The organism is Alkalinema pantanalense CENA528, assembly GCF_050753345.1.
Taxonomy (GTDB): Bacteria; Cyanobacteriota; Cyanobacteriia; order Leptolyngbyales; family Leptolyngbyaceae; genus Alkalinema; species Alkalinema pantanalense.
In genome coordinates this window covers 14,471-31,074 of the sequence record NZ_JBLZFX010000070.1, presented here as the reverse complement: position 1 = coordinate 31,074, position 16,604 = coordinate 14,471, and the positions used below count along the sequence as shown (strand labels likewise).

At 49.5% G+C, this 16,604-nt stretch carries 16 protein-coding genes; 11 read left to right on the top strand and 5 right to left on the bottom strand.

Annotated elements, in window-relative coordinates; genetic code table 11:
* Nucleotides 1–609: 609 nt before the first annotated feature.
* Both ACN4EG_RS19370 and ACN4EG_RS19365 read left to right on the top strand, forming a co-directional pair.
* Nucleotides 610–1,365, top strand: a complete 756-nt coding sequence (locus ACN4EG_RS19370; RefSeq protein WP_431631827.1) for a MotA/TolQ/ExbB proton channel family protein — start codon at nt 610–612, stop codon at nt 1,363–1,365.
* A gap of 171 nt (nt 1,366–1,536) precedes the next feature.
* Nucleotides 1,537–1,953 (top strand): ExbD/TolR family protein, encoded by a 417-nt coding sequence (locus ACN4EG_RS19365; RefSeq protein ID WP_431631826.1) that lies wholly within the window; start codon nt 1,537–1,539, stop codon nt 1,951–1,953.
* A gap of 90 nt (nt 1,954–2,043) precedes the next feature.
* Here the strand turns inward: ACN4EG_RS19365 and ACN4EG_RS19360 are convergent, their stop codons facing one another.
* Nucleotides 2,044–2,661, bottom strand: coding sequence for a CPP1-like family protein (locus tag ACN4EG_RS19360; protein WP_431631825.1), 618 nt, complete (start codon nt 2,659–2,661; stop codon nt 2,044–2,046).
* A 451-nt stretch (nt 2,662–3,112) separates the two neighbouring features.
* Here ACN4EG_RS19360 and ACN4EG_RS19355 point away from each other — a divergent pair, with 451 nt between their 5' ends.
* Nucleotides 3,113–3,835, top strand: coding sequence for a response regulator transcription factor (locus ACN4EG_RS19355; protein WP_431631824.1), 723 nt, complete (start codon nt 3,113–3,115; stop codon nt 3,833–3,835).
* Here ACN4EG_RS19355 and ACN4EG_RS19350 read toward each other — a convergent pair.
* Entirely contained in the window at nt 3,755–4,753 is a 999-nt protein-coding gene (locus ACN4EG_RS19350) for a histone deacetylase family protein (RefSeq protein WP_431631823.1), read from the bottom strand. The two genes, ACN4EG_RS19355 and ACN4EG_RS19350, sit on opposite strands and share 81 nt — an antisense overlap.
* Nucleotides 4,754–4,950: 197 nt before the next feature.
* Here ACN4EG_RS19350 and ACN4EG_RS19345 point away from each other — a divergent pair, with 197 nt between their 5' ends.
* On the top strand, nt 4,951–5,268 hold the full coding sequence (locus tag ACN4EG_RS19345; protein WP_431631822.1) for a hypothetical protein: 318 nt from the start codon (nt 4,951–4,953) through the stop codon (nt 5,266–5,268).
* 243 nt (nt 5,269–5,511) lie between these two features.
* On the opposite strand, the gene ACN4EG_RS19340 is transcribed toward ACN4EG_RS19345, so the two are convergent.
* Together ACN4EG_RS19340 and clpS are read right to left on the bottom strand one after the other, a co-directional pair.
* Entirely contained in the window at nt 5,512–5,802 is a 291-nt protein-coding gene (locus ACN4EG_RS19340; protein ID WP_431631821.1) for a DUF2103 domain-containing protein, read from the bottom strand.
* A gap of 47 nt (nt 5,803–5,849) precedes the next feature.
* Nucleotides 5,850–6,188: an ATP-dependent Clp protease adapter ClpS gene (clpS, locus tag ACN4EG_RS19335; RefSeq protein ID WP_431631820.1), complete on the bottom strand. Its 339-nt coding sequence runs from the start codon at nt 6,186–6,188 to the stop codon at nt 5,850–5,852.
* Nucleotides 6,189–6,360: 172 nt separating this feature from the next.
* Between clpS and ACN4EG_RS19330 the strand changes: the two genes are divergently transcribed.
* The 3 genes from ACN4EG_RS19330 (at nt 6,361) to ACN4EG_RS19320 (ending at nt 9,803) form a co-directional block, all read left to right on the top strand.
* The gene (locus tag ACN4EG_RS19330; RefSeq protein WP_431631819.1) at nt 6,361–7,320 is read left to right on the top strand and encodes a hypothetical protein; all 960 of its coding nucleotides are present in this window, start codon (nt 6,361–6,363) and stop codon (nt 7,318–7,320) included.
* A gap of 378 nt (nt 7,321–7,698) precedes the next feature.
* Entirely contained in the window at nt 7,699–8,484 is a 786-nt protein-coding gene (locus tag ACN4EG_RS19325; protein ID WP_431631818.1) for a DUF4230 domain-containing protein, read from the top strand.
* A gap of 1,088 nt (nt 8,485–9,572) precedes the next feature.
* Nucleotides 9,573–9,803 (top strand): replication restart DNA helicase PriA, encoded by a 231-nt coding sequence (locus tag ACN4EG_RS19320; protein WP_431631817.1) that lies wholly within the window; start codon nt 9,573–9,575, stop codon nt 9,801–9,803.
* On the opposite strand, the gene rlmN is transcribed toward ACN4EG_RS19320, so the two are convergent.
* Complete coding sequence (gene rlmN, locus ACN4EG_RS19315) at nt 9,800–11,002, bottom strand: 23S rRNA (adenine(2503)-C(2))-methyltransferase RlmN (protein WP_431631816.1); 1,203 nt, start codon at nt 11,000–11,002, stop codon at nt 9,800–9,802. The two genes, ACN4EG_RS19320 and rlmN, sit on opposite strands and share 4 nt — an antisense overlap.
* A gap of 727 nt (nt 11,003–11,729) precedes the next feature.
* Here rlmN and ACN4EG_RS19310 point away from each other — a divergent pair.
* From ACN4EG_RS19310 to ACN4EG_RS19295, 4 genes are all read left to right on the top strand, one after another.
* The gene (locus tag ACN4EG_RS19310) at nt 11,730–12,923 is read left to right on the top strand and encodes a PAS domain-containing sensor histidine kinase (protein WP_431631815.1); all 1,194 of its coding nucleotides are present in this window, start codon (nt 11,730–11,732) and stop codon (nt 12,921–12,923) included.
* Between the two features lie 100 nt (nt 12,924–13,023).
* Nucleotides 13,024–13,890, top strand: a complete 867-nt coding sequence (lgt, locus tag ACN4EG_RS19305; RefSeq protein WP_431631814.1) for a prolipoprotein diacylglyceryl transferase — start codon at nt 13,024–13,026, stop codon at nt 13,888–13,890.
* Between the two features lie 227 nt (nt 13,891–14,117).
* On the top strand, nt 14,118–15,002 hold the full coding sequence (gene cobM / locus ACN4EG_RS19300) for a precorrin-4 C(11)-methyltransferase (RefSeq protein WP_431631813.1): 885 nt from the start codon (nt 14,118–14,120) through the stop codon (nt 15,000–15,002).
* 142 nt (nt 15,003–15,144) lie between these two features.
* Complete coding sequence (locus ACN4EG_RS19295; protein ID WP_431631812.1) at nt 15,145–16,392, top strand: thioredoxin domain-containing protein; 1,248 nt, start codon at nt 15,145–15,147, stop codon at nt 16,390–16,392.
* The last annotated feature ends 212 nt before the right edge of the window (nt 16,393–16,604 follow it).

Here is a 16,604-nt window from a genome sequence, read left to right as displayed (position 1 = left end):
ACCCAGGCTTGGTACACTGAACGTAATCAATTGCAAAAGGCAGTAGATTGGCAGTTTACTACTGCCGATGCTCGGATTCGACTGAAGCGCCTCTATCCACAAATTGAAAACTGACAGTCCACTAGACTGGCATCTGACAGTGTCATTCACATTCCTAGCGGGGGTGGGAACGGCGATCGGGGCTTATTTCGCCAAGTTTGTGCCTGGCAACGGTTATCAGTGGCAGAAGTAATCGACCAGAACGGCGATCGGGGCTTATTTCGCCAAGTTTGTGCCCATCCAACATCTCCAAAAGGGGTTTGGATATTTCTTGCTGGCGGTTGCAGCATTTGTTTTCATCCCAAATCGGGGCAGTTTCCAAGTTCAACATAACTCCGAAACCTTCGCGACACACTTTGCAGCACTGCCTAGATATACAGGATCTCAATCTTGAGTATTTTTAAAACGCTCCTAGACTTACTAGACTTAACCCATTGCTTGCCGAACACCAATAATATTATTTATCCACATAAATTCTATCCAATCCGGTGTTCATCAACACATGCCAGTAGGGTCTAAGACCTTGTAGGGTAGATGGAAGTTAAGCCCTTCTATCAATCTAGAGTTGCTATGTCATCTTCGTCGGTCTACGAACTGATTTCCAAGGGCGGCCCCATCATGGTGCCGATCGTTGCACTTTCTATCCTGTCCTTTGCCTGTGCCTTTGAGCGTGCTTGGTTTTGGCTGCGCGTCTTTCAAGGCGAACAACGCATTGTTTATCAAGTTCTTGATGCGGCGAAACACAATTTGGATGAAGCCAAGGAACTGGCCGAACGTGCCAGCCACACCCCGATCGGTCGATTCCTTTTGGCTCCCCTCAACCTTAGGCAGCCCAGCCCTGAGACCTTTCGCCTTGCACTGGAGTCCACGGGAGAGCAGGAATTTGCCCAAATGCGCAAGGGGGACAAGCTACTGGAAACAGTCGTAGCAGTAGCCCCCCTACTTGGTTTATTAGGAACCGTCACTGGATTGATTACAACCTTTCTCAATCTCAAAATTGGCGAAGGGGGAGCCGATGTAGACCTCAGTAAAGCTGCAGCAGGGATTGGGGAAGCCCTGATTACAACGGCAGGCGGGATGGTTGTGGCGATCGTGGCTCTGATGATTTTCCGAATTTCCATCACCCTACAAGCCAAGCAAGTGGACTACTTTGCGAAGGTGGGAAGCGATTTAGAATTAATCTATCGCCAAGTTTGGTACGAGCCTTTTCACCGTGACCATTTTCCGTCCAATGAACCTGATAGCAATTCGGTAGGCCCTCAATTTCAAGCCCCGGAGCCGCCCAATCCTCCTAAGCCTTTTAGTTCAGGCCCTTCGCTCTTTTAGCGTGGTATATAGCGCGGGAGTGGGGATTTCAACCTACTTTGCCAATTACTGAGCCATTTGCTCCTGACCATTTACTAAGGTTAGCCATTGGGTCTGATTAGTTCCAGCTATTGAGTCCTAGCTACCCCCCTCGTCCACCGTTGACCCATCCCTACTGCCTTGCAAAACGTTATGAAATTTAAAAGTCAATCCCAAAAATCTCAAATGCCAGAAGTCAATCTGGTACCCATGATGGACGTGGTTATGACGATTTTGACGTTTTTTATTATCGTCTCCATGACTTTAAATCGAGGGAAAGGGGCTGCCGTCAAGGTAAATTTGCCTAGCACCCAAGCCGGAGCTAGCCAAGAAAAAGCACCCCAACCCCTGATTGTCACATTGGATCCCCAAGGGCGGCTGTATCTGGGCAAAGTCCCTGCCACCCTCCCTGAAATTGCCCCTCAAGTGACGGCCTACCTTCAACAGGATCCGCAAGGGGTTGTCCTACTCAAGGCCGATCGTGCTTTACCCTACGAAAAAGTGGTACAAATTCTCGGTCAACTCCGCTCCGTCGGCGGCGATCGTGTCTCCTTAGCAATCGAGGGCTAAAGTCAGAGATCGAAAGCTAGGCAATGTGAAGGTTCGCAGGAGTAAGGGTGTCAGAACCTTACCCCTTCTATGCCTTGCTACGCCAAAAAACTATTTCAAAAAACTGGCAATGCCCCACAGCACCAAAAACGTTACCCAGCTAATGACGATCGTGTCACTTGGCAGTCCTGGGATCAGCGATTTGAGCAGGGTGTAACTTAACGTACCAATGACAAAGCCCCCAATGAGTCCACCAAAACTCCAGAGAGCTGAACGACCTAGACGCTTTTCTTTACGGTACAGGAAATATAATCCACTACCCGTTGCCAGCATCATCGCAAGTTGCACAATCTGAGGCTGAGGCATAAAGCCAACCCAAGCTCCGAGCCCCAAGTAGACGATCGCCGGCAACACCCAACCCCACTGCCCAGTCTGTCCTAGAACGGACTGTAACCACTGACTCGACTCCTTAACTGCTGAAGCGGTTTTTTGCTGCACCGAAGGAGGCGTTTGTTCGGCAAAGCGGATTCCATCCGGGACGGCAATCTTCCCTTCCTGGCGAAGCTTGAGGCGCTGCATCAAGACTGCGTCATAGGCTGCTTCTACTTGGGCGACTTTTTGGGGTTCGTCTGCATATTCCTGTAACAAACGAGTTCGCGTTGCCTGAATTTCTTCAAAAGTCGCACCCTCAGCAACACCCAACTTTTCGTAAGGACTTTGCTCACTCATTAGCCGCTACTCCACAGTTAAGTTCCAGCGTAGCTCAGGGTTACCTTCCTTCACAACTCTTCAGACAAAACTTCAGAGAGGCATCCAAGGTTGTGATGAATTAGCAACTCCAAACACATCCTGAAAGGTAAACTTCAGGGATGATGACTGTAAGATATTGAAGATTATTGTGATTAATTGGAAACTCCTAGGGGCTATCCCAGATAGCTTATCATTTCCGTCTCAGCACACTGATATCTTATTGGCAAGGTAGGGCATACTAATTCTGATAATAGATTTATATAATGCGGATATTTATGAAGAATCCTTTGTGGTAATCGCGATCGTGTCCTGTGATCTCAATCACTCACTGGACTAAGGATTTGAGGGAGGTTATGGGAAAGCCCCGATCTGCCCCAGGTAGGGAGTGCTTCTATTGCACATTGTGTCCTTGAAATGCAAGGTTATGGCCATGGCTCAAGCCAAAATTTTGGTAGTTGATGACGAATCAGCTGTTCGAAACCTCATTCACCGCTTCCTGAGTAAGCAAGACTTTCAGGTAGAGTCCGCCGATGACGGCAAAAGTGCTTTAGCGATGTTTGAAAGTTTTAATCCAGATCTGGTGATTCTGGATGTCAATTTGCCTGATGCCAATGGATACAGTCTTTGCCAAGAGATGCAAAGTCGAACAGGTGTTTTCATCCTGATGCTCACAAGTCGGACTGACGAAGCCGACAAAATTCGAGCTTTTAGCCAAGGGGCAGATGACTACATCACCAAGCCCTTTAGCCTCGGCGAATTGGGAGCGAGGGTTGGCGCTATTCTCAAACGGCAACGGATTGTTACGACAGCTGAACAGCAATGTTTGATTTTTAATAGTTTGGTCATCGATCCGGTGCGCCGAGAAGTCAAAATTAATGACGATTTAATTTCTTTAACGGCTCTAGAGTTTGACCTGCTGCATTTCTTGGCCAGCCATCCCGGTAAAGTCTGGCGGCGATCGGATCTGATCCAACAGGTCTGGGATTATGAATATGTGGGAGACCAGCGGGTTGTGGATGTCCACATTGGCCAAATCCGCAAAAAAATCGAACTGGATACCAGTCAACCGGCGTTAATCCAGACGGTGCGGGGTGTTGGTTATAAATTCGAATCTCCGGCAACCAGTCCTGCGGTGGAAACGAGCATCAACTAAAGCCCTAGAGACGATACTGTCGATAAACGTTGCTGGCGGCGGCAGCAGCGAGTGGCGGTATACCAGCGCATTCATATCCTCACTGTAGCCGCCGCCGATGACACAGGCCACTGGGTAGCCTAACGATAGACAGGTGGTGAGGACTTGCATTTCTCGGCGGTAGAGTCCGGTATCCGTTAGATTTAGCTTTCCCAAACAATCGTCTAAGTGGGTATCAATTCCTGCATCATACAAAACCAAGTCCGGTTTCACCTGAGTGAGTAGGTCGGGCAAGTAGCGATCGAGGGTCTGCAAATATTCATCGTCTTCCATACCTTCCCGAAGCGGCACGTCCAAATCACTTTGCTGTTTCGTTCCAGGAAAGTTAACTTCGCAGTGCATAGAAAACGTGAACACGCTCCCATCGTTCTGAAAGATAAAAGCCGTGCCATCGCCTTGATGGACATCTAAATCGACAATCAGGACTTTTTGAACCAGGCCGACCTGCTGTAAATATCGTGCCGCGATCGCCAAGTCATTAAAAATGCAAAAGCCGGAACCATAGGCTGGAAATGCATGGTGGGTACCGCCAGCGGTATTACAGGCTAATCCAGTTTTGAGGGCAAGTTGAGCGGTTAAGATTGTTCCCCCAACTGCTGTACAGGTGCGCTTCACCAAGGCGGGACTCCAAGGCAAGCCAATGCGGCGTTGGGCCTTGGGGTCGAGGCAACCTGTGCAATAGGCATTTACATAATCGGAATCATGGATCAATTCAATCCAGGAATTGGGGGGGCGATCGGGTTGATGGAATTGTTCGATCGTTGCCACACCATCCCGCAATAAACAGTCGTAAAGATTTTTAAATTTCGCCATGGGGAAGCGATGACCGATCGGTAGGGGCACAACGTAGTCAGGATGGTAGATCAGCGGTAAATCCATGGAGGGACTCAGCCTCAAAATGGTTTTGAGATTTGTTACAAAAAGCCCGGAAGTATATCTCTTTGTAAGATTTTTCGAGATTTTAGCAAGCCATCCCCTAGACTACTTTTTACGAATTTAGTTACGAATTTAGTTGCGAATTTAGTTACGAAGTTGATGTCCTAATTCCACAACACTTCCTGCAAGATACATTCGTTATGGCTCATCCAGTTTGGTATCAACTTATTCTTTTGATTTCCTTTTTTGCCAGCGTACTAGGTTTATTCTTCCTCTATAACCATCAAACCATTCGTCAAGACGATTTAGATGAAACAGAATGGATGCTCTTTGCGATGAGCTTTGCCTACTGGATTGTGCATTGCTTAGCTGCGGCGCTACAAAACTGGATTAACCCAGACTGGTCGATCATGGTGTTAAGTCTGAAGTTTACGGCAGTGGTTTCAGGAATGCTGACCTTTTCCTGTGCCCTGAGTTTGCCTTTGAACCAAATGGCAGTCAAAGAGCAAGTAGAGTAAACGTGAACAAAAAACTCAACCCTGCTCAAACAGTCCCCCCTGCTTAACAAGGCCACAGGAGCCATTGTTATCGCTAGGGATTAGCAGGTGAACGGGTGCTCGATAGCTTGGGCTGGGCTTCTGGACTGGGGTTCAATGAGTTTTTACCGACGCTAATCGCTTTTTACCTACAAGACTATTGGGGAATGCCTTTGGCATTCCCTTTTTGTGAGGGGTCGAGCGGTTTTGTAGAACAAATCACCGTTACCGTTGCAGCAGTCTTGCGATCGCAACTTCTAAATCGTTTTGCCCCAAGGTGGTCAAGACAAAGACTTCCTGAGCAATTTTCCCAGCACGGGCAATTAGCTTATACCCTCCTCGAATGGGCACAGAGACTCGCAGGCGGAGTTGAGGCATATGGGCGCGGACAGGGCAGATAGCGCCCGGGGTAATGCTTTGAATACCCGTTTCTTGGGAAAGCTTTTCGAGCAGAGGAATCAGCCCCGGAATGTGTGTGGAATGGTTTAGGACTAGCCGAGCGTTGGCTTGGGTCATGGGGCAGGGCTCCTTCAATATAAGCAAATTGTTAAATCAAAAAGAATTTAGGCGGTTTCTAAAGGAGCCATCGTAAGGCCCTCTAGGGTGAGTTGCATGTGATATAACTCAGCTTGTTCTAATGGGCCAGTCCACACTGTGGCCAGACCTTCATGGTGAATCTGGTCAGCCAAATTCCAAGCCTGATCGCTCACCATGCCAGGAATGTATCGCACTAGGCAATTAACAACATGTTCAAAGGTGTTGAAGTCGTCATTAAGAACGATCACTTTGTAGTTGGGATAAGGCTTGCGGACCGTTTGGCTAGAGGCTTCCGGGGTCGCAATTGAGCCTCCCACTGTCGCTGATATTTGCTGTAAGTGCCAACTGTTTCGCGGTTCTGTCATAGCTGACTTCAAGAAATGGTTATCGTCATTACAACAAATTGAGGCATCTCTCAAAAAAGCTGTACCTACGATCGTACAACTTTCCATCAAACACCTACTTTCTTTTATATTCTTGCTCTATTCTGCCCTAAATTGAAAGTCGCCCGAACCCCTTGACAGTGAGAATTTTCCTATGGGTCTTGCCTCCCTAGCTCGATTGTTGTGTTATCTCTTCTGTGGATTGCTGCTAGGACTAACCGCAAGTGGGCGATCGCTACGCCACGATCGCATTGCCTTTACCGCTTCCCAATCCCAACAAAATAGTCAGATTGTGACCATGAGCTTGGATGGTCTCGAAGAACGATGGCTGACCCGTACCCTGGCGACTCAAGCCTTGACGGCCAATATGGATCCTGCCTGGTCGCCGGATGGGCGCTGGATTACCTTCATTGCAGAACAACAGGATCAGGTCAATCTTTATGTGATGGATGCCAATGGCAAAAACTTGACTCAACTGACCCAAGGGGGTGGGCTGAAGCTCTTTCCCACCTGGTCGCCGGATAGTCGATCGATCGCCTATATGTCTAACCAGAATGGTAGCCATGACCTCTATGTGGTGGATGTAGCAACCCGTCAGTCCTATCGCCTCACCCGTTCCAAGGGACTCGAAGTCGCTCCTACTTGGTCACCGGATGGCCGCTTTATTACCTTTGTCAGCGATCGTGATGGCAACTATGAAATCTATAACCTCCCCGTCCAAGGCAATCTTCCCCTAGCCGTCGATCGCCCCCTCCGTTTGACCAATAATCCTGCGGTAGACACTTCCCCCAGTTGGTCACCAGATGGTCGTTGGTTGGCCTTTGTGTCCGATCGGGATAATCCCGAGATAGGTAGTATATACTTACTAAATGCGAGTACAAATCAGCTTCTGCGGCTGACCGATGCCAACAGTGATTGTGCGGCCCCCACTTGGTCTGCGGATGGACGATTACTTGCAATGACTCAACGCATTCGCCGCCCGGATGGCCGCTGGGGACTTTCCCAAATCACCATCATGACACCCGACGGTCAGGAGCACGATCGTCTGACCAACTGGCAGCAAATTCAGGAAACTTATCCCAGTTGGAGTTTGTCAAAGATTCCTAGAAATTAGATTGCCGAATCCTTCGATCGAATTCGATTGACTGAATCGAAGTCTGAATTGAATGACCTCATCCACCCAAAACCCCCCTTGGCTGCCAGAATAATTGGGTTAGCCAGAATAAGTTGATTGGTTAGAACAATTATGTGGGCGGCGCAAAATTCTCAGGGGCCAAAAGCGACCTTGTCAGAGTTGAGCGAAGTTGCCAAAATGCACAAAATCGTCCATCCAAAACCCCGTTAACCCAGTACAATGCCGTAGAACTGCCGTTCCAGCAAAACCATGCGCCTATCTAAATCTCCTAGAAAACCTGCAAATCCAGCCTCGTTGTTAAAAAGCATCGCGCTGTTGCTCTCCAGTGGGTCTTTCTTGTTAGGAGTGTTTATCCTATTGAGTCTCTGGAAGTCGGGGGATAGCTTTTGGCGCAAGTTGACCAGTTGGGCAACGGATCCTCAGCCCGCACCTCAGGTAGATGTTCGATCGATCGTCATCAAGCAAGTGCAAGACGCCAGCGAGTTAACCACTGCCATTTTTTCCATGGAGGCGGTGGTGCCCACTCAGCAAGATGCCACGGTGGGAGGCGTTGTGATTGGAACCACCAAACTGCTCTACATTGCTGCCGGAGAAGTGCGGGCTGGAGTTGATCTGAGCAAGCTGAAAGCTAGTGATATCCAGGCCAATGGGGAGACGTTAACGTTGCGCTTACCGCCAGCCCAACGCTTAGATAGCAAAATTGATGTCAGTCGATCGAGCGTATACGATTACAACCGAGGCTCCCTCGGCCTTGGCCCCGATGTGGCCCCACAACTTCAAACCTTGGCACAACAACAAGCTTTGGAAAAAATTACGGCGGCAGCCTGTGACCAAGGCATCCTACAACAAGCCAACGATCGCGCCAAATTAGTGATCAGCCAGTTAGTCAAAGTTCCAGCCTATAAAACCGTTAACGTGGTAACCCAGCCCCCCGATCTGGCAACCTGTAAACTTGCTACTGCCCCCAGTCCCGCCCCCACAGCTTCTCCGGCTAGTCCCACCGCACCAACGGCCCCCGCACCCGCCTCTACGGCCACACCAACCCCTGCGCCTAGCAGTAGTTCTACCTCCAAGTCCGGTGCATCCACTTTCTTTCCTTCCCCAGCGGGTAACAATCTTCCCAAGGCTCCTGTCAAGCCATAGGTTAAGCCCTTAAGTGAAACATTTAGGTGAACCACTGATAGGTGAACCACTGACGCTGTTCCCATAGGTTTAACATCTAGGTGCAAGTACAGTCGTAATGGGTTCCGAGAGAACTCAGTTGAAGTGATGACTCGTAGAAATGGAGCATAAGGTTGGCTCCGGTTGAAGGGACAAGGCTGAATCTTAATGGATAATCTATAGACTAGAAATAATGGGGATCATTTACAAAATCAATGATCCCAGCTGTTTTCACAAAACCAAAGAATCCATAAATTTTCGGGCCGATTATTTGGAATCCTCTAATAATAGAGAGGTGCTAACGGGGATCACTGATTTGCACCAGTCTACTTTATGTATTCTGTGATACCTTTCCAGAGCATGAAGTTGCAATCAGTGTTGTCAAAACACTAGTGCTGCTGAAACGCTCATTGGTTTGCAAATGGGTTCATCCATAGGAAACCTATGGATGTGCTGGTGTAAATCCATCATTTGTATCTCCCCGTAGATTATTAGGCCAGTTTTTGAATCTAGCGCGATCGTTAGCCTAGTCAAAATGCCATCTCGCACAAATTCCGCACAAACTTGCCATGAATTTCTACATTCAATGGATGAGTTCTATGGACTTGTGAATGCTAGAAATCAACTGAATTCATAGATACTGAATTCACAGATATTGTTGACACAGATTCCTTGGCAATCTCAGGTTTCGTCTGTTCGTTATTCACCTGTTATTCAACTTGCTGGCTGCTGACATTCATCAATCCCTGATCAATCACAGAAATGATAGAAATGACTGAGTCTTAAAATCGGCTCAGTGCTGATTCTGTAATATTTTGTGGGTATCCGGCAATTGTACGATTCGTCAATCATTCATTAATCATTTTTGAGCATTTATCAATCAGATGAGAATTGTTGGTAGTGTTGTAAGATTAATATCCCTCGGATTCAATTTTGTGGAGTTAGTTAATTCCCAAAAATAATTCTGAATTTGTGGGAATGATGGATTAGAGCGATTATGGGCACTATCCTTTGGTAGCCCGATTCTCATTTAGCACACCCGTTTCACTATTTTTTTTTGAGAGAACCCCATGTCACTGACCTATTCCATGCCCTGCCCAAATTGTGGACATTCAGCGGAACGCCTACTCACTGCTGATGGCAAACTCATCCGTACCCAATGTTCGACCTGTGACTACTTGTTAATTACCTGTCGCACAACGGGTAAGGTGATCGAAGCCTATGCCCCCGGAATCCGGATGCACGCTCTGACTCAGCAGGTTTTAGCGTCTCTCCCCGAGCGATCGGTGCCCTCTCACTAGGATTGAGGGTTCGCCCAGCGTTGCAGTTGGTTGGCTCGGAGTTGTCCACAGGCAGCATCCGCTTCGAGGCCCCGCGATCGTCGAATACTAACGGCAATGTGACGATCGCGAAGGGCTTGGCTAAATTGACGCAATTGTTTTTCTGAGGGGCGTTGGTAGTCTACTTCTGAAATGGGATTGTAGGGAATCAAATTGACATGGGTTTGGAAGCCGCGTAGATGGTGCGCCAGTTCGATCGCGTGCTCAGTATGGTCATTCACACCCGCCAGGACGATATACTCAAACGTCACCCGTCGCCCCGTCAGATTGACGTAATCTCGGCATTCCTCAAGCAGTGCTGCCAATGGGTACTGCCTTGCACTGGGAATCAGTTGTTCCCGTACCGATTGATTAGAGGCATGGAGACTAACCGCCAGGGTTGCCTGAAGTTGCCGATCGGCGAGGCGGCGAATGTGCCCCGGAATGCCCACCGTCGAAATAGTGATGAACCGTTGACCGATGCCAATGTCTTGGTTGATCGATCGCACTGCTCCCACCACATTTTCAACATTCAGAAGCGGTTCCCCCATGCCCATAAACACCACGTTACTGACGCGATGGCCCACTTCTTCCTGCACTGTCAAGATTTGATCCACAATTTCGTGGCGTTCTAGATTGCGCTTGAACCCGCCCTTTCCTGTAGCACAAAAGTCACAGGCCATGGGACAACCCACCTGGGAAGAGACACAGACCGTTAGGCGATCGAGAACAGGTTGCGAACCGGGCTTAAGGGCTGCACCAGGTTGAACGCCCTTAAAGGTTGGAATGCCCACCGCTTCGATGATTTGTCCGTCTTGCAATTGCAGCAGAAACTTCACCGTTCCATCCAATGACTGCGCCCGATGGACAATCTGCGATCGCCCGATCGGGAACTCCGCCATCATCTCCCGCCAAGCTTTGGGAAACACAGTAATTTCCGCTAAAGATCGCGCGCTTTTTTGGTAAATCCATTGATGGAGCTGACGCCCTCGGTAGGCAGGCTGTTGTTGTTCTTGAACCCAATCCGTCAAGTCCTGAACAGAAGCTCCCAGCAAAGGAGTCCTCGAAGGAGCCGTCGAACCTGACAAATCTGGTATCAAGGGCGCACTGTGATCTGTAACGCTCTGATTGGTAACTAACGGTTCTGAAGCGATCGCTGAAGCAGGAGAAGGAAGGGTCATGGAATCGTGCCGCTGAGCTGGCCTGTGAAAAATCTACGCATCTGGATTGATTCTAAGGCAGATATTCCCTCCACTCCACCAACAAATTTTAACGTTGCTAGTTGAGCAGGTCTGCAAACAGTTGCACTTTCAACGCTCAGTTACGGTTCCCCATCCCAATTACGCCGCTCACTTAATGACGACTTCATAGGGTCACCCTCTAGGGGGATGTTGCGTCTTGACAACCCATGGTACCTATGAGATAGCTATGGGTGGGGAATCTATCCATAGGTCTATAGGTTTCCAAAGTTGAGGACGATCGCATAAGTGCAATTGTTCTAGCAATTCTAGAAATAGAATAAATTTGTTTTGGTAACAAAACAGCATAATTACTTAAGTTTTTGAGATATATTACCCTTGAGTTCTATAGTCCGTACGTAGAATTGCTCTTGTCTTCCCCTCGATCCGCTAGACAATAGGTCTAAGTATTTTCCCTGAAATTTCGTGTGTTTCATCGAGGGGGAGACCGCAATGCATGGGTTTCCCGGACAATGTGGGTTTCCCGGACAATGTGGGTTTCCCGGACAATGACCTGGATTTCCTGTGATGCATGGCGACAGTGTCTTAAAGCATGGCTGCAAGGCACTGCCTGGGGTGTTTTAAGGATTAATTCCCATACCCCGATCGTCACTCGACAGAGTTGGAGTCTATCTGCTCCGTGTTTGTGAGCTTAGAAGTTATAGTCAGCATGTCGAACCTTGGTTTCTTTGATTCTGGTGATGTTGTTCCTGCGTCCCTCAAACTTCCCCCCGCGCTTTTAGTGCAGGCGCTCGAAGCGCTGCCAGATGGGGTGATGCTTACCGATCGGGCAGGCAAGATTCTCTATGCCAATCCAGCCGCAGGTCAACTCTTGGGAGCATCCTCTGAAGACTTTCGCCATCAAGGTTCGATTGATGGCTGGTTGGCTCAGGAAACCCGCGATGGGTGTCGATCCTGCATCAATTTACCTCTGTTGCAGCAGGCCAACACCCAAGGGTGGCGAGGCGAACTTCGGTGTTGTCGCACAGATGGTAATCAGTTCCCAGCGGAAGTCGCCGTCGGCACAATTCCCGACCAGCTAATTCTAATCTGGACAATTAGAGATGCGACAATTCATAAGCAAACGGAATCAGCACTTATTTTAGAAAATCAAGCCCTAGCGCGATCGAACCAGTTGAAGTCTGAGTTTCTTGCCAACATGTCCCACGAGTTACGAACCCCACTCACTTCGATTTTGGGATTCTCCTCGATTTTGAAGCAGAAGATTTTTGGCGAATTAACGGCTAAACAAGAGCTCTATATCCAGCAAATCCATCGCAGCGGACAACATTTGTTGGCATTGATTAACGATATTTTGGATCTTTCTAAAATTGAAGCGGGTCAACTTTCCTTGGAAATGGTGCCCTTATCTGTCTCCCAGATCTGCAATGAAGCCGTTGCCCTGATCAGTGAGCAGGCTAAAGTTCGTAATCTTACGCTGACCCTAACGATTCCGGAGGATCTGCCCTCCTTAGTGGCTGACGAAGTGCGCATTCGGCAAATGCTCTTAAACTTACTCTCCAATGCCATTAAGTTCTCCCATGAAGGTGGCACGATCGGCCTTGAGATAACCCACGACCAGCAATATATGAGTCTGACCGTTTGGGATAATGGAATCGGCATTCCCAAGGAAAAGCATCATTTGTTATTTAATCCATTTCAACAGGTGGATGATTTTATCGATCGACGGCGGGCAGGAACGGGCTTGGGTTTGGCGCTAACCCGTCGTTTGGCAGAACTGCACTGTGGCAGTGTTGAATTTAAGTCGGAGGTAGGTCAGGGGAGTCAGTTCACCATTTTTCTGCCCTTCCAATCTCCACAACCTCTTGAAATGTCCAATTCAACGCCCTATTTTGCGTCTTGATTTTCCGCTGTCCAAGCTTCATATCTAACTTAAATAGAGTTGGTGTGATCGGGTTCTGCGATCGCGCTACATTGGACAGGGTTTCGTTAATGGGATTTCCATGGTCAGTTCTGCTGTTCTTTTGGCTGCCGAGTTTACCTCTCCAGGCCCGATCGCCTTTCACCTAGGGCCACTTGTCGTGCGCTGGTATGGAGTGCTGATTGCTTCGGCAGTTTTGCTGGGGGTGAGTTTATCCCAAAAGTTAGCCAGTAAGCAAAATATTGATCCTGACCTGATTAATGATTTGGCAATTTGGCTAGTCATTGGTGCACTACCCTGTGCAAGGCTGTACTACGTGCTCTTCCAGTGGAAAGACTACGCAGCCAATCCCAGTAAGGCGATCGCTATTTGGGAAGGTGGCATCGCAATCCACGGTGCAATTATCGGTGGCACGATCGCGGCGCTGATTTTTGCGAAATTGCGCAAGATTTCCTTTTGGCGCTTGGCGGACATCGTGGCTCCAGCGCTGATTTTGGGTCAAGCGATCGGGCGATGGGGGAACTTCTTTAACTCCGAAGCCTACGGCGCACCAACGGATTTGCCTTGGAAGCTGTTGATTCCCCTCAGCCAACGACCACCAGGCTTAGAAAGTGTGGCTTATTACCATCCCACCTTCCTCTATGAGTCCCTCTGGAATTTGATGGTCTTTGGGATTCTTATGACGTTGGTCATTCGCGATCGTCAAAGTAAGCTCAATCTGCGATCGGGGACTCTTTTTCTGACCTACGCCATTTTCTACAGTCTCGGGCGGGTTTGGATCGAAGGACTCCGGATGGACAGCTTGATGTTAGGGCCACTGAAAATGGCTCAGATGGTAAGTTTGGTAGGGGTTCTGCTGGGCGCTGCTGGCCTGGCTTGGCTCTATGGCTTCAAGCGATCGTTGCCTGATGTGGTTGCTCCAGACAGTGTGCCGACCGTTTCCGAATGACCCCCTCCCCCATAAATGGAAAAACCCCAGAAGCTGTAACAGCCTCCGGGGAGATAAGTCAGGGTGCATCTACCACTCCACTCTTCCTGCTTAAGGGCTACCATCCGGAAAAAATTGAGAGAAGCAAAAAATTAATTGCCTGACTGCAAACCTAACTACCTGATTTCGCCACTGATGATTCCACATTTCGCTGGGCTAACCTGCGTTACAACATTCTGAAACTTGCCATGTCCATTTCTTCTGCTCCATCTGACATTGAGTCTATGCCCCATCCTAGCCCCACTCCAGCCCAACTCGCGCCTGCGGTGTACATTGTGGGGGCTGGCCCAGGGGATCCGGAACTGATGACCGTCAAAGCCCAGCGATTAGTTCAGCAGGCGGATGTGATTCTCTACGCCGATTCCCTAGTACCGCGACAGATCGTTCAACTAGCCCGATCGGACGCTGAAATCATCCGCACCGCCAACAAAACCCTGGAAGAAATTCTGCCGATTTTGGTCGATCGGGTGCGATCGGGCCAATCTGTTGTGCGACTCCACGATGGCGATCCCTGCTTCTATGGTGCGGTTCAGGAACAAATTTCCGTCCTGCTGGAGGCAGAGATTCCCTTTGAAATTGTGCCGGGGGTGAGTGCGTACCAGTTGGCGGCGGCGAGGCTCCGGGTGGAACTAACGGTACCGAACGTGGTGCAGACGATTATCCTGACCCGCATCAGTGGCCGCACTCAGGTGCCAGAAGCAGAGGAATTGGCCGCTTTAGCGGCCCACCAAGCCAGCCTTTGCCTCTATCTCAGCGCCCGCCATGTAGAATCCGCCCAAGCAAAGCTGTTGCAACACTACCCGCCGGAAATGCCGATCGCGATTTGTTTTCGGCTCGGCTGGCCCGATGAAAAGGTCTGGCTGGTTCCCCTGAATCAAATGGCAGAAGTCACCCAGCGGGAGCAACTCATTCGCACCACGATGTATCTCATCAGTCCGGCCCTCACCAGTGCGACTGTTCCAGCGGAATATGGCTATGTCGATCGTACCTTGGCGGATGGCAGTCAGCGATCGCGACTCTATAATGCAGACCATGGGCATCTGTTCCGCCGCGAGTCACAGTCAAATGCATAAAGTCGAATGCATAAAGTCGAATGCATAAAGTCGAATACATAAATCGACTGCCTAGCATCAGTTAACTACCTAGGTGAATGCATAAGTTGCCTAGGTTGGGGGTACATCTAACTTTGCTTTCACCTCACCCCTCCAATTTGCCATGCGTATTCCACTAATGCTGGGTTTGATTGTTCCGTTCCTAACCCTGGGCATCAGTTCAGTCGCCACTGCTGCCCCATTAACAATGGCTAAAACAACGGCTCAAGGCGATCGACCGGCTGCAATCTCAGCATTTGTAAAAAAATATGGGCCAGAGTTAGCCAACTCCCCGGAACGTCGAGCCGAACTCGATGCACTCTGTCGGCAACGGGATTGTGATGCGTCCCAACTGTTTTGGTATACCGATGTAGAAGAAGCGAAGGCGGCGGCCCAAGCCAGTGGTAAGCCGATTTTGTCCCTGCGCTTACTGGGTCAGTTAGATCAAGATCTCAGTTGTGCTAACAGCCGATTTTTCCGGGTGGCGCTCTATCCCAATGCGCAAATTTCCCAATTACTGCGCGATCGCTTTGTGCTTCATTGGCAGTCTGTGCGTCCCGCCCCCAAGGTCACCGTTGATTTTGGCGATGGTCGGAAACTGGAGCGGACGCTAACGGGCAACAGTATCCACTACATCCTCAGTCCCGATGGCCGCCCGATCGAGGCCCTCCCCGGTCTCTATGGCCCCGGTGCCTTTCTCAAACAGTTAAAACAGGCGGAAAAAGCGGTTGCCACCTATCAAGGGACTCCGACGGATCAGCGAGATACGTTTTTGCAGCAATACCACCGCGATCGCTTGACTGCTTTGCAGAATCAGTGGACGGCGGATCTCACAGCCCTTGGCATTAAGCCACCCCAGTTAGATAGTTTGGAACCCGATCTCAGAACGGGGCAAAATCCCGACGCGATCGCCGCAGGCCGCATTGCCATGACCAAAATGGTGGTGGAAAGTCCGTTGGTGCTATCCGTTATGTCCGCCGCAGGCCGCAACCGCACTGCCCTCGCCAAAGTGACCGATCAAGCTGCCTGGGAAAAACTAGCTCAGCGATCGCCCCAAGATGCAGTACTTGATAGCAACAGTCGCAACCTGATGCAGCGCAAGAAGGGGGTGAAAACTGCTACGGAATTGCAACCTGCCCTGCAAGCCTTTGAAAAATCGATCGCCCTGGATACCGTTCGCAACGAATATTTGCTCCATAGTCAGCTCCATAGCTGGTTCCTGAGTAATACGTTGGGCCGCACCCGATCGGTGGATTCGCTGAACGCACGGGTATACCAAGAGTTATTCCTCACCCCTGACGCCGATCCCTGGTTGGGCTTGGTTTCCCCAGAATCGTTTTCCGCGATCGATCGAGATGGCCTCCTGCCTTAACAACAGGTTATCTGGCAGAAGGTCATCTAGAACGGATAGGGCGGCGTCTCAGTCCATCGCTCAACTAGCCAATCGCTCAACTAGCCAATTGCTCAACTAGCCAATTGCTCAACTAATAGGAGGAATCGATTCCAGGAATTTCATCAATGGACTTAAAACTTTGTTTCCCCCAATCGCTGCCAGGATTCCGCAGGAAAGAACCGAAGCTGCTA